The following is a 19,665-nucleotide window of genomic DNA, read 5'->3' on the forward strand; positions in this document are numbered from 1 at the left end:
GCAAATCAGACGTGCCACGCCTTCTCGCAAATTGCTTTGAGATCATCAAAGATCTTTGGCGTACCGGCAATGACACGGCCACCATCGCGGATCATTTCATTCACGTCCTGTTCTTCGACGACGCCGCCCGCCTCTGTGATCAACAGCTGACCGGCAAGACAGTCCCACGCGTTCATATGCTCTTCGACGTACCCCAACAGCCGGCCTGCTGCGACATAGGCAAGCGACAGCGCGCCGCTTGCATTGCGATGATACATGGCCCCGCGTTCGATGATGGCTGAAATGATTGGTATCACCTTTGCCGCTTCGATGCGGTTCGAATATCCGACCGAGACGGTCCCGCTTGCCATATCGACGCCTGATGCGACCTGCATTGGCTGCCCGTTGAGCGTTGCTCCCGCCCCCCGCATGGCGACATAGGTCTCAGCCACGTTCGGCTCGTGAATGACACCGATTTGTGTTTGTCCCTCTGAAACAACCGCCAGGACGATCGTCCACGCCGGAATGCCGTTTACGAAGTTCGTGGTGCCGTCAATTGGGTCTATTACCCAGTCAAACCCACTGGACCCTGATTTCGCAGCGTGCTCCTCTCCGAAGATTGCGTCATCGGGATAGGCCTCGGCTATTTTTTCGCGAACATACGTCTCGACATTCCGGTCGGCTTCGCTGACCCAATCCTGAGCACCCTTTGCATCCACCACCAGAGTGTCTCTATTGCCAAAATATTTTATAGCCAATGCACCTGCTTCTTCAGCCAATTTGGTGGCGAACATACTTCGATCAGAGATGCTATGCACTCGACCCTCCTGCCGTTAAATTCTGTTTCTGATTATGAACAATAGGCGGTGCCGGGGGTCAGCACCACTAAGCAACATTGAAACCCGTTTCGTCGGTTTCTTCAGATACATATTACGACAACGAAATGAAGCCCCAAACGGACTTGTCAGAAGAACTTGGCTTGAGGCGGGCAGGGCGGTTGCGTAGCTTTTGTCCATGACCAGACCTGCCTCCTTCAAATACTTTAAAACCAGTCCCGAGATTATCCGCCTTGCAGTGATGCTGTACATCCGTTTCCCGCTCTCGCTTCGGAATGTCGAAGATCTGTTGCACGAGCGAGGCATCGACGTGAGCCACGAAACTGTCCGTTATTGGTGGAATAGGTTCGGGCCGGTGTTTGCAGCTGAGATAAGGCGGAAGCGTGTTCAGCAACTCCGAGCCTTTTCAAAATGGAAGTGGCACGTAGACGAAGTATTCGTGAAAGTGAACGGCAAACGCCACTACCTCTGGCGTGCCGTCGATCACGAAGGTGAAGTGCTTGAGGCCGTCGTCACGAAGCGTCGAAACAAAGCTGCAGCACTGAAATTCCTCAAGAAATTGATGAAGCGGCACGGTTGCGCCGAAGAGATCGTCACAGATCGCTTCGCTTCCTACAAGGCTGCGCTCAGAGAAATGGGCGCGCTCGAAAAACAACAGACGGGCAGGTGGCTCAACAACCGGGTTGAGAATTCGCACCTGCCGTTTCGACGACGCGAACGCGCCATGCAACGTTTCAGGCGCATGCGAAGTTTACAGAAATTCGCCTCCGTCCATTCCTCTGTTTACAATCACTTCAACCAGGAACGATCGCTCACCAACCGAGACATCTTCAAGCTGACCCGCGCCGCCGCTCTTAGCGAGTGGCGTCAACTTTGTTCCGGATAGGTTCACGGTTTCCGCGGCAAACTGAGACTGGTTCGAATTCGTCTGACAGCACCGATGCCGCTTCTGGCAAACCGCTTTTCGATGAGTTGTTTCGTGATGACCGCCGGCGGTACGACCGTGTCAAACCTGATAAGGACAAGGAAACCCGGTTCCAATCAGCTTGCAGCCCAGTTGAAGAGGGCAAGGTGTATCTGCCTGCAGACGCTCCTTGGCTGGCAGCGTTCAAACGGGAGCTTCAGTCCTTTCCACGCGGACGCAACGACGATCAGGTCGACAGCTTTGCCCACTTTGCGAACTGGTCCAAGGGAGTGGGGTTCTATCGGGCGCTAGGCCATGATCATCAGATAAACATCGAACGTCGCGAGCGCCGTCGCGAGCGGATCAGGCGGCGGTAGAACCTCAGCGTCAAGCTTGAAATCTCGTTGAATAGTACTGGGAGGGCCGATGTCGGACCAATCCTGAAAGCGGCCCCAATGACCGCTCGCAACCACAAACCGGTCTAATCGCTAATACCGTCGGATGACGGCTTTGAGCCCAAATCAACCGATGCTGCTCAGCGCACCAATATCAGCGATGCGCAGAAAGCTGACTTTGCAAATTTACGAGAACGGCAAGCCTTTCACCAATCGACGAACATGTCGTGGTGTGGCCGGGCGAACTTGCCATTTGCCGTGTTCACACAAAATTTTTGTGCGCGACTAACAACCGCTTCGGGATTGCGTAAACACCGTTGGTTCCTCACTTTGAGACGAAGTCATCCATAGCAAGACTGAAAGAGAATTAAATGAAACGCCTGTTTCCATCTCTGCCGGAGAACGCGACACTTGGAAGTGTCTATCAAGCCTTTCCAGATAAACTCTCTCCGCTTTGTGCGTACGAAAGCCTTGTGATGAGGGGCGAGAGCGACCTCTCGGTTGCTGAACGTGAACTCATTGCGGCCTATGTCTCGGGATTGAATGCTTGTGCGTATTGCCATGGGGCGCACATCGTTTTCGCCAAAGCCTACGGTATTGAAGTCGAGACAATCGAGGCACTGATGGAAGACCGCGATACGGCGCCCGTAGAGGATCACCTCAAACCGTTGCTGGCATACATTGAAAAGCTCACTGTCTCGCCATCCCGAATGACAGAAGCCGACGCTAGAGCAGTCTACGCGGCAGGCTGGTCGGAGAGTGCGCTGTTCGATGCTATCCAAGTTTGCGGTGTCTTTAATCTCGTGAACCGCTTCATAGAAGGAACAGGTGTCCAAAGCCCTGGCACCGACCCAAGAGAAGCGGACGAAGCCACTTTAAACCGATGCCGCAGTGACAGCTTCTATACCGATTTCGGACGAGAGAACGGCCTCGACATCCCTTGAATTGATGTTGTTCTAACGTGCGAAACGCCACGAAAAGCTGGTCCGATAGAGCGGCAGATGCGTCCTTCGCTTTCGGGGTTAAATCATTCGTCGGATCAAGTCGGCGCATTCATTTATTGTTGGTGGATCCATGTTCAAGCCTCAACGATCCATCCTGCTTTTCGTAGATAACTCAATTTCTGATAAGGTTTTGGGGGCATGTGGGCTTTGTAAGGGTGGAGAGTTGCTTGAATTTGACGCTGAAACAACGAAATTACTTGAAATCGCCTATCAAGGCGCAGAACTGACGCGGCGAAGACAGGCTTCATTTGATGCGCTGTGCCCGGCTCCTGGTGAAACTATTTTGGACATCGGTTGTGGCAACGGGATGTTAACAGTTGAGTTGGCACGGGCAGTTGGCTCGGATGGCTATGTCATCGGGATCGACCCAAGCGCTGACATGACGGCAGCTGCTAGAGAACGGTGCAGCGACTACGCAAACGTGGAGTTTCGTGCTGGTGCCACAAATAGCTTGCCCATTGAGGATGAGAGTGCTGACAAGGCCGTCTCGGTACAGGTCTTTGAGTACATCGAAGACGTAGACGGTGCGTTGGCTGACACGCTGCGGTGCGTCAAACCCGGCGGGCGCCTCGTCATCAGCGATCTACACTTTGGCAGCTTGATTTGGTTCAGCGACGAGCCCGGCAGAATGCAAAAGATGCTGACTTCCTGGAACCAGCACTTTGTGAGTGGTTCCCTCCCGGAAAGACTGCCCGCACTGATAAAGGATCGCGGCGACCATGTGGAAGATGTCTTGTCGTTCACAATGACAGATCACCAGCTAAAGCCTGATGGCCTCGCAATCATGATGATGCACCTCATGAAGCAATACGCTGTCGCAAATGACCACGTTGATCCCGCTGTTGCGCAATCGTGGTTTGACGAACAGCTTAGTCTTGCAAAAGTTGGGCGCTTCTTTTTTCATGACCCAATTTATCGTCGTGGCGCGCAAACAAGGTTGATCGTTCTACAATGCGCCACTTGATCTCGGCCGCGCTCTCTAAACCATCGTTATGAAGCAAAGCTTCTGGCTGGCAACTGTTTACTGTCGCGACTCGAATGCCAAGAGTTTATGGCCGCCTGGCAATCAGCGTTGCAAAGACCTGATAGCCGAAAAGTGTGCGCTCTCTTGCTCGACGGCGATACTCGGCAACTAAGCCATTGTGCAGATCCTCTCCAATTTCGCCGCGTTTCATCATCACTTTTCCAGTTTCTTCGACCCAGGGGAGCATTTGGTCATTGTCCAGAATACTTCTGCTTTGAAGACTGAACTCTTCGACTTTGAACCCCGCATTTGAGGCTAGGCTTCGCAGCTTGGCGACAACAAATGGGTCGGTGACAAACTCGTTCACAAATATCTTGGCACAGGCGTCCAGAGGATCGTTTGGTAAGTTTCCCAGTGACGCTTTCGAAAAGTCAGCGTCACACACCACGAGACACCCTCCCGACCTTAGAACGCGCCTTGCCTCGGTCAAAAGAGGTGCCGGATCTTCCACATGGGTAAGCACCGTGTGCATTATCAAGTTATCAACTGAGCCATCGTCCAGGGGCAGCGACGCTCCTCCTGCGACCTCAAACTCCACATTGTCGTGGCCCCCAACCCGCGCTCTTGCTTCGGCTATAAAGCCTACAGACGGCTCGAAACCAATGACCCGCGCGGGTTTGGCCTTCTCTGCAATGCGGCGCGTGACAGCTCCTGCACCGCATCCGACTTCAATGGTCAGACCGCCTTCTGCAAACTGAAGTTTGGCCAGATAGTTTGAAACGATCTCTTCCATTGTGGGATCGGCCTGACGCGCGTCCATCGAGTCGGCAAATGCGGAAATGAACTCCGCACCCGCAGCATCTACATCTTGAAACGGATCAGCCATCCCAACTACCCTTCAATAACGCTCAGTATTCTCTACTAAAAATCCTAGCATCACCTGGACCAAGAACAAGTCGTGCAAAAATGCTTATAATTGGGGCAAACAAGAGGTTCATGCCATGCGTCAGCTCGTTTCAAACGGAAACCCGATGGAAGAAATCGTTGGGTTCAGCCGAGCAGTCCGAGTTGGCCCCTACATATCGGTTGGCGGCACCGCACCTGTCGATGCTGAAGGTAAGACCGTCGGGGTCGGAGATGTATTTGCCCAAACGACCCAGTGCTTTGAAATCATCAAGGCGGCTCTCGAACAGGCGGGTTCGGGAATTCAAGACATTGTTCGGACGCGAGTCATACTGACAGATATAGACAATTGGAAAAAAGCCATCGAGGCAAGGAAGAAGTATTGCGTCGATGCACGACCCGTCGACACAATTATGGCGATCAATCGGTTTGTGAACCCCGAATGGTTGGTCGAGATAAAAGTTGATGCAATCATTGCCGACGACGCATAAGGGGTAGATTCCGGCTGGGGGCGAAATCATATGAAGATGAGCTTGCCAACACTGCTGAATCAACCGAGGTTTTGGATCGAGAAGGCACTATGGTGCCTGTTACCAAACCCAAATCGGAAACGTGTGAGATTGGTTTGCATCACAAACCATCCTGCTACAGCGAAACCCTGCTCCTATTCAGGCAAACCGGCTAGTCGCAATGACGCACAGTCTTTCTCCAGCCTTTTTCTGTCAGAGAAAAGTTGAGTATTCGCCCAGTCCGATATGGAAAACTGAGGGCGGTATTTCATCACATTCCGTGCTTCATCGCGAGCGGCCTCAAGGTTCTCCGTCTCTACATGGACGATTACGAGGTCGAGGTGACCAAAGCCTTCAACCCTTTGACCATATTCGGTGAATGCTTTCTTGGCTTCCTCGTATTGACCGTCGAGTCGAAGCGCTAAACCCAGAACGCCTGCATACCAACCTGGATAGTGAGGGTTCAGGGTAATGGCTTGTTGTGCGACTTGGATCGCTTCATTTGCCTGGCCATTGAAAGCTAGGGTGATTGACAGTCTGGCAGCCACGTCAGCGTGGTTTGGATTCAGCGCTAGTGCCTCGTTGAACTTCTCGATAGCCGAAACCAGCTTGCCATCGATTGCATCCGCAAAACCCGCAATAGCGTGAGCCTCTGGGTTGTAGCTGTCTATTTCCAGAGCCCGTTGAGCGCAGTCACGAGCCTCCGCTAGCGCGGCACGCCTGTCAGCAACAAATCCATGTCGTGCTTCAACAGTGCAAATGAATCCCAAAGTACAATACGGAGCCGAGTAACCCGGGTCGAGTGCAATTGCCTGTTGTGCAAATCGGCGAGCGTCGGCCTGAGCTTCCCTGGTAATTCTGCGCGAAGCCTCAACGGCCTTTAGTTGAGCAGTCCACGCGCCTAGGTTATTTGTGCCGGATCCTCTGAAACGAGCCATTTCTCCCGCCAACAGTTCGACTTGAAGCTCGGTTGCAATCCTAAGTGCGATTTCATCCTGAACTTCGAATACATCTTCAATGAGGCGATCATAGCGGTCTGCCCAAATATGCATGCCGGACTTTGCATCGATTAGCTGTGCTGTGATCCTCACCCGGTTACCGCTTTGACGGACACTTCCCTCAAGAACAAGATCGACACCCTGCTCCAGACCGACCTGTTTCACGTCAACGGAGCGACCTTTGTAGACGAATGTAGAGTTACGCGCGACGACTAGTAAATTCGGGAGTTTTGATAAAGTGGTGATGATCTCTTCGGTAATTCCATCTGCAAAAAACTCCTGATCGGGGTCAGAAGAAAGATTATCGAAAGGTAAGACGCCGATTAGCAGAGACTTTGTATGGCTAGCCGGAGTTACTCGCGGTGGGGCAGAACCTGGCGGCGACCATTGGAAAACTTCTATTGGTGACGGCGCGTTCTTAAACTGTCGCTCTCCAGCGCGATAAAATTGCTCAGCGAGGCGCTCGTCAAGGCTGCGATGGACGACATCTGAAATTAACACAGCCCCTTCGTTGGAAGCCTCTTGTAGACGTGCAGATAGATTGATGCCATCGCCGAAAATGTCATCTTCGTCGAATACGACATCTCCAAGATGCACACCCACTCGTAGTTTCAATGAGGACTGAGTCGACACCTGGCTTTGAAGATCAAGGGCGCATCGTACTGCATCAGATACCGAGTTAAACTCGACTATCCATCCATCACCCATCCTCTTAACGACATTACCTCGATGATCGCTAACCAAAGGATCAAATAACTCTCGACGTAGAACACGAAGTTCGCTGAGAGTCGTATTTTCATCTGCCTTAATCTGACCTGAGTAGTTTACTACATCGGCCGAGAGTACTGCGGAAAGTCTGCGGTCTCCATTCATGTCTATTGGTAACGCAAATTACGCTGCTTGGAAAAGACAACATGATTTCCTGAACGTCGCGCATGTCCTAGTCAACGGCTTGGTGCTCAATTGATAAGCCTGACTGTGAATGTCTGCTTCGGGCTGCGAGCGGCCACCGATGCGAAAAGCGGCGAATGGCCGTACCGAGCCCGAAGCGGACACCGAAAAAATGTCAGACGACGCCAAAAAGTAGCGTCGCCCGATAGTCGCGGTTGTCGCTTTATTCTACCAGTTCCAGATCACCGGGACGCCAGGTCTTGTCGAACCAAGGCTCGAGCGGGCCGTAGAGGCGCATCATCACGTTGAAGCTTTGCCCGGGCATGGTTTGCGCCCAGTTGTTCTCCCAACCTTCTGGGGCTTCTGGACCAAAATAGATGCTGGTACTCCCATCCTCATTAGGTTTTATCCCCGGTCTATTAGAGTCGATACCACCGGATTGCTGGTCAGTTTCAAGGATTGACCGAGTCTGTCCGCTATACAACATAAACGACGCAAAGTTTTTGGCGGGAACCGGCGCCGGTAGCGTTACCTTATAGGTTTTTGAGCCGTCAAGGTACTGTCCGTTGCTGTCTCGCGCCGTCATCGCATAGACAGACCCCGTCCCGACCGGTGGCGAGGTCATCGCAGGCGTTATGCCCGTTGCCATATAGAAAAAGTACGACCGATCATCGAGGATGCGCGCGCCGTCCTCAAGAAAAAGATAGCTCTGGCGTTGGAACGGTGAGTTCCATTGCCGGTCGTCATAAAAGAACACTCCTGGATCGCGCGAGGCATACGTGATCGCTCGCGCCGTGGCGTTTGCGATTGCTGCTGCCTCCTTGAAAATGGCCTGCATACGGGCATCGGGTTCGAAGGGCTCGTCCTTCTTGATCCCTATGGAAGCAAACGTTCCTACAATTTCCGGACTGAACGCACCAATTGGATTGTTTTCGAGTGCGACGTGGATCTCTTCAAAGAAGTCTTCGTTGTTCGCGTGAACAGTGTTGTGTTGAACACCGGAGATATTCAGGAAAGTTTCCGCGGGAGGATTGTCCGCTTCACTAAGCGGATAGATATTCAGACCCGCCTTGATCTCGGCAACAGGGCCAGCCGTATCTCCGTCTGCGTCTGGCGAGCGTCTTAGCAACAACCAGTGCTCATATGTCTTTGTGCGTAGTTCGAAGTAGCCCTCGGGCACCGGCGTTTCATCGTCGTTGTGCAAAAGTAGATACTTGCCACCTTCTCCCTTATCCGCGCCAAGCGCCCCGATATCCGTCACATAGTCAAACGCGGCGTCATCAAGCAACCCAAGCAGGCCTGCCGGAACCTCAATCACCATCGGGCCATCCGAGATATCGACATTCGAACCAATGTAGATTGTGGTTGTATTGGGCGTCAGCCAGATGGACCGCGCGTCCAGCAGGTCTTCTGCAATCACGACGTCATTGGGACTGACGCCCAAGTCTTCGTATCCCTGAAACATAGCTCGAAGCGAAGCGATCTTCATGCCATCCAGGAAAGCCGTCGTTGCTCTGATCAGATCAAGGTTGTCGAAGACTTTCTCCACCGTCTCAGGTGATGGCATACCATCGAAGAATTCCAGATCACCAAGCGTCTGGGTCTCGACCTTGTCTGGTGTAAGAACATTCTCAGGAACGTCGGCTTTGAATTCTTGGGCTGAAGAATGCGATGCGAGTACCAGGGCAGTCAGCACAGCTAACGACTTTGTTTTCATTGTTCGCTCCATTGGGAATTACTGTTTGTTTTGATCAGTTTACTTTTTCTAGATCGCCCAGCATCCAGCCACTCTCCAGCCATCCTTCTTGCGGCCCATATAGACGAAACAAAAGGAAGTACGGCTCTGTGGTTGGTATCCAGTTGCTTTCCATGCCTTCCGGTGCTTCTGGTCCAAAAAAGATGTCGTAAGAACCGTCTTCATTAGCCTGCATCGCATCAGTGTCGCGCTCGGACAAACCGACAGGATCAACGTTCCGAATGAAGCTCTTGGTCTCCATCGAATAAACAATCACGGACCAGAAATCGTCGGCAGGTGTATCCGCTGGGACGTTCAGTTTATAGGTCTGATTGTGATCGTACATTTCCCCGTCGCTGTCGCGCAGGCCTGTCAGATAAAATGTACCTCCGCCCAGTTGTTTCGGCAGGTATGTAATCCAGAAATAACTGCCGCCCGCACGCGCATCCACAAGGACTTCGGTCTCAGTCTCATAGGGGAAACCAGCCTCGGGTTGACCATCCGCGAAATCCCAAATCAACCACTGGCTCCTCATCTCGCCGCTATCGTCGACCCAAAGTGGGATCATGGCTTTCCCGGGCGTCACAAAGTAGTTCTGCATCGAGGCGTACGCGAGCAACAATCCCTCGTTCATTGCCTGCATTTGAAGTTCACTTGGTTCGAAAGGCTTTCCCTTCTCGATCCCGAGATCTTTCAGAAAATTCACCATAACCTTGTCTTGTGGACGGATCGGGTTGTTTTGAACGTAATCGTTCAGGTCCTGAAAGAATGTCTCGTTGTAGTATGGAAGCGAGTCGTACGGCACTTCTGACGCTTCGAGATAGTTGTTGGGTGGCGGATTGTCGGCCTCGGACAGGTAGTACACTTTGATCGTCTGAGCGTACTCGGCCGCATCGGCGTCCGTTCCGCCATTCGTCAGTTTTGGCCGGAACGAAAAACCATATTCGTAGGTATCTGTTTCAAAGGGAAGGTATCCCGCCTCAGTTAATTCCTCCAGGGACATATCCCCTTCGTAGCCTGGGGGTAGCATGAGGTACTTGCCGCCGGCACCTTCGTCGAAACCATCGGGACCAACGTCCACGATAGGAACATCCCAAGCATTCACGATTGTACCGAAGTAGTTCACCTTTTCGGTGGCAGCGGGCACTTCAATGACAAGGGGACCGGGTTCCGAGGTCATTGAAGCCCAAGCATAGGCCGTAACATCGTTAGCCGTAAGAAACCCATGTTTGGAATCGAACGGCTTATTGAGATAAATGATGTCGTTGTAGTCGCCACCGAGGTCGCGGCGAATGCCCTTCAGAAAATCGATCATACCAGCGGCGGGCATTCCCCAGATTGCAGTCTGAGTGGCGCGCTGCACCATGATCTTGTAATCAATGTCCTCGACTTCGGCTGATCGTGCAAGGATGTCACCCGTGTCATTGAAAGACTGGGAAAGAACTGGCGAGGAAGAAATACCCACAATAAGCGCCACGCCAAAAAGACGCGTCGACAAACCGCTGTGTGATGGCCCAAGTATTTTCATGGCGCAATGCTCCCTGCTGTTTGTGGAAAGCTTGCACATCCGTTCAGCCGATGCGTATCATTTCACGACACGCGGGCGGACAAGCGGGTTGACGGATTGAACCTACCACCGATGATTTCGGCCAAGGCCTTGGGCGCGATGCCCCAGTTTGTGCTTGAAGCCGCTGGGGAAAGACGCCTGTTGCGTGCTTTTGACTCTGCCGATCTTCCTGTTCACTTCATTGAGGAAAGAGGCGGTTACATCTCGGAGCATGCCTTGGCGACCTTTGTGCACGAAGCCGCACGATCCTCGGGACAACAAAACATCGGATTGTTGTGGTCACCGTATCTCACTGTCGCTGACTACGGCGCCTGGGGAAGTTACGTTCTTTCTGCTCCAACGCTGGGGGCAGCGCTAATACGAGCTTCTGCCGTCATGCCATTTCATTCGTCCACGGATCGCGCGTGGCTTGAAACTTCGGGCACTAGCGTGCGCTACTGTTATCGTTTTGGACTTCGCTCGCATTTCGCGTATCCGGACATCGGTTTCTCGGCCGTTGGGGTTTTTCTGAGCATATTCCGCGCGTATTTAGGAAACGACTGGAAGCCATCGGCCGTGCTCTTGGACTTCCCGAAAGTTCCTGGGTTTGTCGAGGCAGAAGACACTTACGCTTGTCCTGTAATCTGGAACGCCACCCGCCTTGGGGTTGAGTTTGAAGCTTCGGCTTTGAGCTCCGAAGCCGCGCCCAAGAAACTTAGCAGAGGCTCGACAACTGTCGGAGATATTTCACGCGAACGATTGGGCGGCCCACCTCAAACACTTAGAGGACAAGTCGAGGAAGTGGTTTGGCAACAACTTCATCGGGAGGAAATGTCGATTGATGCCACCGCGCGTTCGCTCGATCTTGGCGTTCGCACACTACAACGGAAGTTAGCAAGCGAAGGGGTTCGTTTTCGCGAAATCGTCAACGATATCAGGGTAGCAAGGGCCGAGGAACTCCTCACAGATACGCGCGAGACAGTCTCCAGTATCTCCTCCATGCTAGGATATGAAACCGCAAATAATTTCAGCCGCGCATTTAAGAAGGTAACGGGATTGGCACCCTCTGACTATCGCCAAAGGAATTCCGGTCATACTTGAATGGTCGTCTGCAAAAGCAAGCCGCTGGCGTCTGCATTGCTCACAAATTAAAGTTCAGGTTGGATGCGACGAGTAACCGCGTCCAACCCGAGTAGGGCGGGAAGCTAACCTAGTTCGGTCACTTTATACGTTTTCTTTTAGGATCAAGAAACAAAGTGAACTGGAACAATGACAAAGTTGCAGACTATTTGCTTGTAGAGGTGATTCTATCTGTTGCCCCGCGTCGATTACCCTGGGATAGGATCAACGCGGGGCTGTAGGAAAGTGCTAGGTAATCAAATGACGCCCGCACTCACTACGGGAAACATTCTGATATTTCGATGCTTGCTCTATTTATGTATCCAATTTGGATATTTGATAGATCCAACTTCTTAAAAGTCGGAGCATGCAATGCGCACACCCCTCGAGATGGAGAGCTTTGGTCGCGAGTTAACCGAGCACCTTCTTAGAATTGTTTGGTTGCTTATGTTGGTTGATACTTTTTTGGAGCTATTCCAAACAATTACTCAAAAAGCATCCACGAGATGGAAAATACTTCTGTAAATGCAGCGACGAGCTTTTGTAGTTCTGTTTTGGGTGCAGCCCCTAGTCATTTCCAGACACGAACCAATGGAATTGGCGAAAAAACCCACGGTCGTTCATGGGATGGGAGACGACCGTGGGTATCAGTTAGGGGTATGATAGGTACGAAGCCATCATGAGTTTGGATCAAAACTCCCACAAAAGATTTGTATTTTGAAAGAGGAGCTTGCGAGTTGTTCAGGCTATAGGTGTTCACCGACGTTCCGCAGTGCTTTTCGAGCAGTTGTTTGCAAACGACGCTTTCACTCGTTGAAATGAATTCACATCGAAATATTTGCTTTTGTTGCGTCGTAGGTAGCTACGCGACGCATCATCTAATTGGGAGGAATACATGAAATATGCTGCCATTTTTGCCGCCGTGGCAATCTCCGCTTATGCAACTGTTGCCGCTGCCAAAGACCCAGTTCCGGCAAGTAGCGACAACTTCGAGATTTACAGTGAGGTTGAAGGCTGGACGGTTTATGCTGACAACGACTCTGGTACATGCCTGATAGAAAAAGTCTTCGAGAGCGGGAACGTAATGCAAATGGGTCTAACCAAAAACCAAAAACACGGTTACTTGGGAGTATTCACGCAAGCTGACATAGACATCAAAAACCGTCAAAAAATAGAAATAGCAATTGACGACTTCGTGTATGAAGGTCGCGCAAAAGGCATAAAAAGCAAGAAGCTAGCGGATGACTACTCTGGTGGCTATATCGTTGTAAAGGACGCAAACATGGCGACTGCCGTGGCCGAAGGACAGACTTTGATCGCATTTCCAAAGAAGTCCGCAAATTTCATTGTGGACCTAACCGGTACAAAGAAGGCTATGGAAGAAGGGCGTAAATGCAACCTTGCACTTGCAAGCTAACTTAGGCCGTTGCTCAACCTCAAAAAAGTTGAGTCGCCTTTTCGTCAAACCCTTTGTGGCCCCGCAGTTTGCGGGGTCATTTATTCGTCATTTTTTGTCTCTTCGCCTCAAGCATCAAGGTTTTGGTTAGCCCGCCGAAACTGGTGCGGGCGTTGTCAAGAAAGCAACGAATTTTGGTTTATCCGAGTGAGTGGCCAGATCGAGTGCGATATTCAAACGAGGCAACGCGGTCTGTTATTTCCCGTGTCTGCTTTGACCGAAACTCTGCCGTTCAGCAGATTTCAAAGAACGTCCAGCGCCGTTCAATGCAGACGTTCAGGCGAAATTTCTCGGAATGACCACCAACAATGACTGCTATCCGTTCCTAAGCCGTCATCTGACTTAACGACTCAGATGACTGACTTGAGCCCATACCTACCAAATGCTGCACACTGCACGAATGGCCACTTTCGAGCCGACCTACGCCCGAACCTCTTCACGCATAAACTCCACAAAGGCCCTTACACGCGGCTTTCGAAAGGCCGAAGGTAACTGCACGCTTTGGATCGGCAAAGTGCGGGAATGGAACTCCGGAAAGAGTTGCACAAGACGTCCGGTTTCAAGGTCGTCCCCCAAAAACACATCTGGGCATATGAAGATGCCGCTCCCGGCACGCGTCGGTACGAGGCAGGCGGGAGGACTGTTTGCCAGAAATGGGCCAGAGACAGGCACCTGCACGGTTTGCCCTTCGATCTGGAATGGCCAGCGGTTTGGATCGGGGTTGTTCGCATCTCGAATGCAAATGTGGTCCGAGAGTTCCGCAGGATGTGAAGGCGCACCATGTTCTTCAAGGTAGCAAGGAGTCGCGACGACTTTCATATGCGTTTCACCGAGCTTGCGAACGACCAAACTGGAGTCACTGAGCGCGCCGATCCGTATTGCGATATCGAAACCGCCCTTGGCCAGATCAGCATAATGATCCGACAAGTCCAATTCGACTGTGACGTCCGGGTGTTGCTCTACGAAACGGCTTGCTGCTTTAGCCACCGCCGTGTCGCCATAGGTAAGGGGCGCCGCCACACGAACGATGCCCTTCAAGCCCTCTGAAGCGTCAAACTCAGTCTCCAACTGCTCCAATTCAGCCAGCACCCGTCGCGCTCCTTCCAGATATCGCTCCCCCTCGTGGGTCAACGACATAGACCTGGTGGTGCGATGGAGAAGATTCAGCCCAACCATGTTTTCGAGCTGGGCCACACGTTTGCTGACCAGCTTGTTTGAAATGCCAAGCCGTTGTCCGGCGGCGGCAAAAGAACCGGATTCCACAACAGCCACGAAGCTCTGCATCCCGTCGATCCGGTCCATAGCATTGCCTCCATTTGCGCGATACACACTCGCTCTTATCGCCATTTCATGGAGAAAAGACCATCGCTAAGTTCCTCTCAAGCTGAATCGCAGGAGAAAAGAACATGGCAACGTCAGACGCCCCCATCTCAATAGGTCAGGTCGCCCTGACGGTGCGCGATCTGGATAAGACCGCCACCTTCTATGAAGACGTGATTGGCCTCGGCCTGATCGAACGCAACGGTGAAAGCGCCTTCCTCGGCACCGAAGCCGGAACGCTGATCGAGTTGCGCCAGGACCGAAACGCTAGACCCTTTCCTAAAGAGGCGGGGCTGTTTCACACCGCATTTCTGTTGCCGTCCAAACAAGACCTCGGCGCATGGCTGGTCTACGCGGATGAGCGCGGTGTTCGCCTGGATGGCGTATCCCACCACGGTGTCAGTGAGGCGCTGTATCTGAACGATCCAGAAGGAAACGGCATCGAAATCTATCGTGATCTGCCTCGCGAAGCGTGGAAACGCCAAGGCGATACCATCCATATGACAACGCACCCGCTCGACCTGAAATCACTAACGGAAGATGCCACACAGTGGCAAGGCGCACCGCAAGGCACAGTCATCGGACACGTTCATTTACGTGTCGGTGATGTCAGCAAGGCAGCCAAGTTCGTTACTGACGAGCTGAGTATGGTTCAGACATTTGAGCTGCCCTCAGCCCGCTGGTTCGGGTCCGGTGGCTACCATCACCATCTTGCGGCGAATGCTTGGCAATCGAAGGGGGCAGGCCCGCGCTCTGTCGAAACCACAGGTCTCGCGAGTGTTGAGCTGTTGGCTGACCCCGCAAGTCTCACGCCCGGCCAGAAGGTCGATCCGTGGGGCACAGAATTCACGATCACCTCAGTGCAGGCTTGCGCCGCGTGAATGTCGTCAAATCAAACCAAGAGAGGGCTACAACAATGACACCTAAAGAACTCGTAATGGAGGCCGTAGCTGCCATTTTTGTCCACTTCGACGCAACTGCCGCCGAACAGCTGCTGGCAAAGGACTATATCCAGCACAACCCAGCCGTCCCCACGGGGGCTGCGCCGATCCTTGGCTTCATTCCTGGTCTGAAAGAAAGCGGGATCGAGGTGGATATCCACCGGGTGATCGCGGAAGGCAACATGGTTGTCCTGCACACCACCTACAACAACGCTCAGGCGTTCGGTGCTGAAACTCTGGTGGGCTTCGATGTTTTCCGCGTCGAAGACGGAAAGGTTGCAGAACACTGGGACAACCTGACCCCAACTACACCGCCAAATCCTTCGGGGCACACTCAGATCGATGGTCCAACTGAGATCACCGATCTGGAAAAGACGTCCGAGAACAAGGCTTTGGTCACCGACTTTGTGAACACGATCCTTAAAAATGGCGATGTTGACCGGATCACGGATTTCCTGTCCGCGGAGACCTATATCCAGCACAACAGCAACATTGCTGACGGACTGGACGGTTTGGGTGCGGCACTCGCTGGCATGGCCGAGCGAGGCATCCAGATGATTTACTCGGATGTCCACATTGTTGTGGCCGAGGGCAACTTTGTCTTCAGCGCCTCTGAGGGCACGTTTGCCGACAAGCCGACGGCCTTCTATGACCTGTTCCGCGTCGAAAACGGCAAAATCGTTGAGCATTGGGACGTGATCGCAGATATCCCTGCGGAAATGGCTCATGACAACGGCAAGTTTTGATCGGGGGAACATGAGAGCATTCCTGATCACCCTCACGATGATGCTAGGAGGCACAGCTATGGCTCAAGAAACTGGTGTAGTCGAGATTGTGACAATGAACCTTGCCGAGGGTGTTTCAGCTCAAGCGTTCGAACCGGTCGACAAGGCCATTGAGGACGAGTACGTCAGTAAACAGCCTGGCTTCATCTCCCGGCAAGCCGCCTTCGCAGACGACAAATGGGCGGTTGTCGTCAATTGGGAAAGCGCGGAGGCAGCGCAAGCATCCATGGACAGCTTTGCCTCTGCTCCGGCTGCTGAGAAGTTTATGAGCATGATCGATGCATCTTCTATGTCGATGAAGCGCTACCAACTGGCACGGTAAGAGCCTTCATATTAACCAAAGCGCCCATGGAAACATGGGTGCTTTGTTGCATTTTGATCATCAGCATTCATCACCGGACAATCGGGCTATCCAGGCGGACGGCAACTCTGTCCGCAAAGCGGATGCTCATGCCGAGTACAGCGAATGACCGCTACGAGCCCATAGTGACCGATGCTGCGCGATCAATCGACGGCGGCTATGCGCAGGAAGCGGACTTTGCAAAGCCAGGTGGTCGACATATTTCAGCGGTTCACTCACAGAACTAGTGTCAAAGAGCGGTCCGCCATTACAAACACTCGTTGCAACTGCACAACCTAGATGTTTGTAAGCTAGCACATTGACCTCACAAAGCTGATCAGGTTGGAAGGGCGAGTTCCCTTAGTTCGAGTTCTTAGATAATAGGTACTGATGGATATTGTCGTCACTACGACCATCATTACTGCTCTTTTTATTGTAATCGGCGTGGCGGAGCCACTGGCCGCTCGATTGGGTTTACCCTTCAGCGTTATTCTCGCCGTCTTGGGGATAGTGATCGGACTTGGCGCTACGTTCTTTCTCAATACTGACTTGACGGATGCGCTGAACCCGGGAGCGCAGGCGATTATTGATTTGCCGATCCGGTCAGACGTTTTCCTCTATGTTTTCCTGCCAACGTTGCTCTTCCAGGCGACACTCGGCATGAACCTGCGCAGGATGCTGGATGACTGGATGCCCATCTTGATGATGGCCGTCGTGGCTGTGATTGTGGCGACACTTTCCATTGGCTATGCGCTCAGTTGGGTAAGTGCCTTACCGTTGGTCGCTTGCCTGTTGATTGGTGCTATCGTATCGACAACAGATCCCTCGGCGGTTGTCAGCATTTTTAGGTCGATCTCCGCACCACGCAGATTGTCGCGAATAATCGAGGGTGAAAGCCTCCTGAACGATGCTGCCGCGATTGCTCTTTTCGGGCTATTCATGAGCTTTGTGATGCTCGGGAGACCTGATCCGTCGCTAAGTGACGCCGTGGGGCAGTTTCCGCTGTTGATCGTTGGCGGAGCACTCACTGGTTGGCTTATGGCGCGTTTGGCGGTTTGGATGATGGCTTTCGTAGACCGTTGGGAGAAGGCGCAAATTTCAATTTCTGTCGCGCTGCCGTACCTCGCCTATATCGTTGCGGAACAAAGCGTCGGGGCTTCGGGTGTTATCGCAGTGGTGGTCACAGGACTAACGCTCAACCTCACCGGCCCTGGTCGTTTGTCGCCAATCGCTTGGACAAATCTGCAAGAAGTATGGGATCTCCTAGCACATTGGGCTGGAGCGCTGATCTTTATTCTTGCAGCATTGTTGATACCGAGGCTTTTGGAAGGGGTGCAGCCGTCTGACTTTGGCCTGTTGGCAGTGGTGGTCCTTGCAGCAACACTGGCGCGGGCGGCGGTTCTGTTCGGCTTGTTGCCCTTGCTCACGACAATCGGTCTGTCGCCATTTGTGGAACGCCCCTATCGCACCGCAATGCTTTGGGGTGGGCTGCGGGGCGCCGTGACTTTGGCATTGGCACTAGCAGTCACTGAAAGCACTCAAGTACCGCTCGAAACCAAGCGTCTGGTCGGTATTTTGGCCACTGGCTTTACGCTGTTTACACTGATTGTCCAAGGGACAACCTTGCGAACGGTGATCACAAAGCTAGGGCTCGACGAACTCACTCCGCTTGATACGGCATTGTCGCGCCAGGTGGTCGCGGTCGCCTTGCAATCAGTCCGCGAGGATGTGTCCCGCACCGCGGAAAACTACGACCTGACCCACCAAATTGTAAGAAACGAAGCCAAGCAGTTTAGCGAACGCCTCGACGAGGCTGTAAAAGCCGCCGAAGAGAGCGCGGAGATCCTTGATCGCGATAGGATCACGCTTGGCCTTATTGCGTTGGCCGGTGCAGAGCGGGATTCAGTTTTGGCCCGAATGCGAGAGCGCACCATGTCATCCGTTCTCAGCGAAAAAATTCTGTCAGACGCGGATCGGCTCATTGAAGGCGCAAGGACCGGTGGTCGGATCGGCTATCAGCGCGCGTCCAATCGATCTGTCGTCTATGGCAAGTCTTTTCGGATCGCCGTTTTCCTGCACAACCGCCTACGAATCTCGTTTCCGCTCACTCGTATAACAGCGGACAGGTTCGAAAGACTGCTCATGCAACGTCTGATCCTTCGAGATCTCGATGGGTTTGTCCGTGGTCGCATACGCCGGATCCACGGTCGCCGGGTTGCGGAGTTGCTAGACGACCTGTTGGAGCGCCGATCCGAGGCGGTCGAGACAGCGCTTGAAGGATTACGGCTCCAATATCCAGGTTATGCGGAAAAGCTGGAGCGGCGGTTCATCCGAAAGACAGCATTGCGACTGGAGGAGCGAGAGTACGCGGTCATGCGCGAGGATGGCCTGGTAGGCGAAGAGCTCTATTCAGTGTTGATGCAGGAAGTGGCGGCACGACGTGCTTTATCCGAAGGGCGTCCTGTACTGGACATCGCCCTGAAGGGGCGGGATCTGGTCAGGCAGTTTCCACTATTCTCTGATCTCGACAAAGCTTCATTGCGAAAACTCAGTAGAGCGCTGCGTACGCGCTACGCCAACGCGGGCGACACGATCCTTTCCAAAGATGAATTGACCCGGAGTGTGTTTTTCATCGCTTCTGGAGCAGTCGAAGTGGAGTTCGGCAGACATACCACACGGTTAGGTCGTGGCGAAATGTTTGGGCAATTGGCCATGCTAATGAAACGGCCCCGTCGGGTAAACGCGCGAGCGTTGGCGCCCTCGACACTGCTTATGCTTGACGAAGCAAGATTCCGGCGCTTGCTGAGGCGAAGCAAGGCCATGCGGAACTCTGTCAATGTGAGCGCCAGCAAACGCATGATCGACCCTGCGGTGTTGGACCTGGACAAGCATGAAGGTTCTCCTGATCAAGGATAGCTGTAAAGAAAGCTCATCAATTGGAAAGAAACCGCTACAACATTTTTTTCATTGCGCGGAAGCGCGATGTCCGCTTTGGACCGGGTGCGGGCACTGTCTTGCACTGAGTGGACGGCGGCTTTGT

17 protein-coding genes are annotated in these 19,665 nt (G+C 52.8%); 11 read left to right on the forward strand and 6 right to left on the reverse strand.

The window, feature by feature from the left end; translation table 11 throughout:
- Positions 1 to 5: 5 nt before the first annotated feature.
- Entirely contained in the window at positions 6 to 773 is a 768-nt protein-coding gene (locus ACR0JF_RS15845) for an inositol monophosphatase family protein (protein WP_170660751.1), read from the reverse strand.
- A 220-nt stretch (positions 774 to 993) separates the two neighbouring features.
- Between ACR0JF_RS15845 and ACR0JF_RS15850 the strand changes: the two genes are divergently transcribed.
- The 4 genes from ACR0JF_RS15850 (at position 994) to ACR0JF_RS15865 (ending at position 4,082) form a co-directional block, all read left to right on the forward strand.
- The gene (locus ACR0JF_RS15850) at positions 994 to 1,701 is read left to right on the forward strand and encodes an IS6 family transposase (protein ID WP_170660752.1); all 708 of its coding nucleotides are present in this window, start codon (positions 994 to 996) and stop codon (positions 1,699 to 1,701) included.
- The gene (gene terL, locus ACR0JF_RS15855; RefSeq protein WP_480669541.1) at positions 1,677 to 2,096 is read left to right on the forward strand and encodes a phage terminase large subunit; all 420 of its coding nucleotides are present in this window, start codon (positions 1,677 to 1,679) and stop codon (positions 2,094 to 2,096) included. The genes ACR0JF_RS15850 and terL overlap by 25 nt, the downstream gene beginning before the upstream one ends.
- A gap of 389 nt (positions 2,097 to 2,485) precedes the next feature.
- Positions 2,486 to 3,058, forward strand: a complete 573-nt coding sequence (locus ACR0JF_RS15860; protein ID WP_093964968.1) for a carboxymuconolactone decarboxylase family protein — start codon at positions 2,486 to 2,488, stop codon at positions 3,056 to 3,058.
- Between the two features lie 130 nt (positions 3,059 to 3,188).
- Positions 3,189 to 4,082 carry a methyltransferase domain-containing protein gene (locus tag ACR0JF_RS15865; RefSeq protein ID WP_170660754.1) on the forward strand — a complete coding sequence of 298 codons (894 nt, stop codon included), beginning with the start codon at positions 3,189 to 3,191 and terminating at the stop codon, positions 4,080 to 4,082.
- 85 nt (positions 4,083 to 4,167) lie between these two features.
- Here the strand turns inward: ACR0JF_RS15865 and ACR0JF_RS15870 are convergent, their stop codons facing one another.
- Entirely contained in the window at positions 4,168 to 4,875 is a 708-nt protein-coding gene (locus ACR0JF_RS15870; protein ID WP_170660755.1) for a methyltransferase domain-containing protein, read from the reverse strand.
- 238 nt (positions 4,876 to 5,113) lie between these two features.
- On the opposite strand from ACR0JF_RS15870, the gene ACR0JF_RS15875 reads away from it, so the two are divergent.
- On the forward strand, positions 5,114 to 5,476 hold the full coding sequence (locus tag ACR0JF_RS15875; RefSeq protein ID WP_170660756.1) for a Rid family hydrolase: 363 nt from the start codon (positions 5,114 to 5,116) through the stop codon (positions 5,474 to 5,476).
- A 173-nt stretch (positions 5,477 to 5,649) separates the two neighbouring features.
- On the opposite strand, the gene ACR0JF_RS15880 is transcribed toward ACR0JF_RS15875, so the two are convergent.
- From ACR0JF_RS15880 to ACR0JF_RS15890, 3 genes are all read right to left on the reverse strand, one after another.
- Positions 5,650 to 7,365, reverse strand: a complete 1,716-nt coding sequence (locus tag ACR0JF_RS15880; RefSeq protein ID WP_170660757.1) for an adenylate/guanylate cyclase domain-containing protein — start codon at positions 7,363 to 7,365, stop codon at positions 5,650 to 5,652.
- 241 nt (positions 7,366 to 7,606) lie between these two features.
- A complete protein-coding gene (locus ACR0JF_RS15885; RefSeq protein ID WP_170660758.1) occupies positions 7,607 to 9,100 on the reverse strand; it encodes a DUF1254 domain-containing protein in 1,494 nt (497 codons plus the stop codon).
- A gap of 34 nt (positions 9,101 to 9,134) precedes the next feature.
- On the reverse strand, positions 9,135 to 10,646 hold the full coding sequence (locus ACR0JF_RS15890; protein WP_170660759.1) for a DUF1214 domain-containing protein: 1,512 nt from the start codon (positions 10,644 to 10,646) through the stop codon (positions 9,135 to 9,137).
- Positions 10,647 to 10,742: 96 nt separating this feature from the next.
- Between ACR0JF_RS15890 and ACR0JF_RS15895 the strand changes: the two genes are divergently transcribed.
- Positions 10,743 to 11,765 carry a helix-turn-helix domain-containing protein gene (locus tag ACR0JF_RS15895; protein WP_480669542.1) on the forward strand — a complete coding sequence of 341 codons (1,023 nt, stop codon included), beginning with the start codon at positions 10,743 to 10,745 and terminating at the stop codon, positions 11,763 to 11,765.
- 913 nt (positions 11,766 to 12,678) lie between these two features.
- The gene (locus tag ACR0JF_RS15900) at positions 12,679 to 13,200 is read left to right on the forward strand and encodes a hypothetical protein (RefSeq protein ID WP_170660761.1); all 522 of its coding nucleotides are present in this window, start codon (positions 12,679 to 12,681) and stop codon (positions 13,198 to 13,200) included.
- A gap of 459 nt (positions 13,201 to 13,659) precedes the next feature.
- Here the strand turns inward: ACR0JF_RS15900 and ACR0JF_RS15905 are convergent, their stop codons facing one another.
- Positions 13,660 to 14,541, reverse strand: coding sequence for a LysR family transcriptional regulator (locus ACR0JF_RS15905; protein WP_170660762.1), 882 nt, complete (start codon positions 14,539 to 14,541; stop codon positions 13,660 to 13,662).
- A 104-nt stretch (positions 14,542 to 14,645) separates the two neighbouring features.
- Here ACR0JF_RS15905 and ACR0JF_RS15910 point away from each other — a divergent pair, with 104 nt between their 5' ends.
- The 4 genes from ACR0JF_RS15910 (at position 14,646) to ACR0JF_RS15925 (ending at position 19,541) form a co-directional block, all read left to right on the forward strand.
- A complete protein-coding gene (locus tag ACR0JF_RS15910) occupies positions 14,646 to 15,440 on the forward strand; it encodes a VOC family protein (RefSeq protein ID WP_170660763.1) in 795 nt (264 codons plus the stop codon).
- A 35-nt stretch (positions 15,441 to 15,475) separates the two neighbouring features.
- Positions 15,476 to 16,246, forward strand: a complete 771-nt coding sequence (locus ACR0JF_RS15915) for a nuclear transport factor 2 family protein (protein WP_170660764.1) — start codon at positions 15,476 to 15,478, stop codon at positions 16,244 to 16,246.
- 58 nt (positions 16,247 to 16,304) lie between these two features.
- Positions 16,305 to 16,607: an antibiotic biosynthesis monooxygenase family protein gene (locus tag ACR0JF_RS15920; protein WP_480543496.1), complete on the forward strand. Its 303-nt coding sequence runs from the start codon at positions 16,305 to 16,307 to the stop codon at positions 16,605 to 16,607.
- A 408-nt stretch (positions 16,608 to 17,015) separates the two neighbouring features.
- Positions 17,016 to 19,541, forward strand: coding sequence for a cation:proton antiporter (locus ACR0JF_RS15925; protein WP_170660765.1), 2,526 nt, complete (start codon positions 17,016 to 17,018; stop codon positions 19,539 to 19,541).
- Positions 19,542 to 19,665: the final 124 nt, after the last annotated feature.

The organism is Ruegeria sp. BG11, from assembly GCF_056538565.1.

Excerpts from the sequence above, each read along its gene's own strand:
- ACR0JF_RS15845 (WP_170660751.1), bottom strand. The coding sequence starts at position 773 with ATGTTCGCCACCAAATTGGCTGAAGAAGCAGGTGCATTGGCTATAAAA.
- ACR0JF_RS15850 (WP_170660752.1), top strand. The coding sequence starts at position 994 with ATGACCAGACCTGCCTCCTTCAAATACTTTAAAACCAGTCCCGAGATT.
- ACR0JF_RS15860 (WP_093964968.1), top strand. The coding sequence starts at position 2,486 with ATGAAACGCCTGTTTCCATCTCTGCCGGAGAACGCGACACTTGGAAGT.
- ACR0JF_RS15865 (WP_170660754.1), top strand. The coding sequence starts at position 3,189 with ATGTTCAAGCCTCAACGATCCATCCTGCTTTTCGTAGATAACTCAATT.
- ACR0JF_RS15870 (WP_170660755.1), bottom strand. The coding sequence starts at position 4,875 with ATGGAAGAGATCGTTTCAAACTATCTGGCCAAACTTCAGTTTGCAGAA.
- ACR0JF_RS15875 (WP_170660756.1), top strand. The coding sequence starts at position 5,114 with ATGGAAGAAATCGTTGGGTTCAGCCGAGCAGTCCGAGTTGGCCCCTAC.
- ACR0JF_RS15880 (WP_170660757.1), bottom strand. The coding sequence starts at position 7,365 with ATGAATGGAGACCGCAGACTTTCCGCAGTACTCTCGGCCGATGTAGTA.
- ACR0JF_RS15885 (WP_170660758.1), bottom strand. The coding sequence starts at position 9,100 with ATGAAAACAAAGTCGTTAGCTGTGCTGACTGCCCTGGTACTCGCATCG.
- ACR0JF_RS15890 (WP_170660759.1), bottom strand. The coding sequence starts at position 10,646 with ATGAAAATACTTGGGCCATCACACAGCGGTTTGTCGACGCGTCTTTTT.
- ACR0JF_RS15900 (WP_170660761.1), top strand. The coding sequence starts at position 12,679 with ATGAAATATGCTGCCATTTTTGCCGCCGTGGCAATCTCCGCTTATGCA.
- ACR0JF_RS15905 (WP_170660762.1), bottom strand. The coding sequence starts at position 14,541 with ATGGACCGGATCGACGGGATGCAGAGCTTCGTGGCTGTTGTGGAATCC.
- ACR0JF_RS15910 (WP_170660763.1), top strand. The coding sequence starts at position 14,646 with ATGGCAACGTCAGACGCCCCCATCTCAATAGGTCAGGTCGCCCTGACG.
- ACR0JF_RS15915 (WP_170660764.1), top strand. The coding sequence starts at position 15,476 with ATGACACCTAAAGAACTCGTAATGGAGGCCGTAGCTGCCATTTTTGTC.
- ACR0JF_RS15920 (WP_480543496.1), top strand. The coding sequence starts at position 16,305 with ATGGCTCAAGAAACTGGTGTAGTCGAGATTGTGACAATGAACCTTGCC.
- ACR0JF_RS15925 (WP_170660765.1), top strand. The coding sequence starts at position 17,016 with ATGGATATTGTCGTCACTACGACCATCATTACTGCTCTTTTTATTGTA.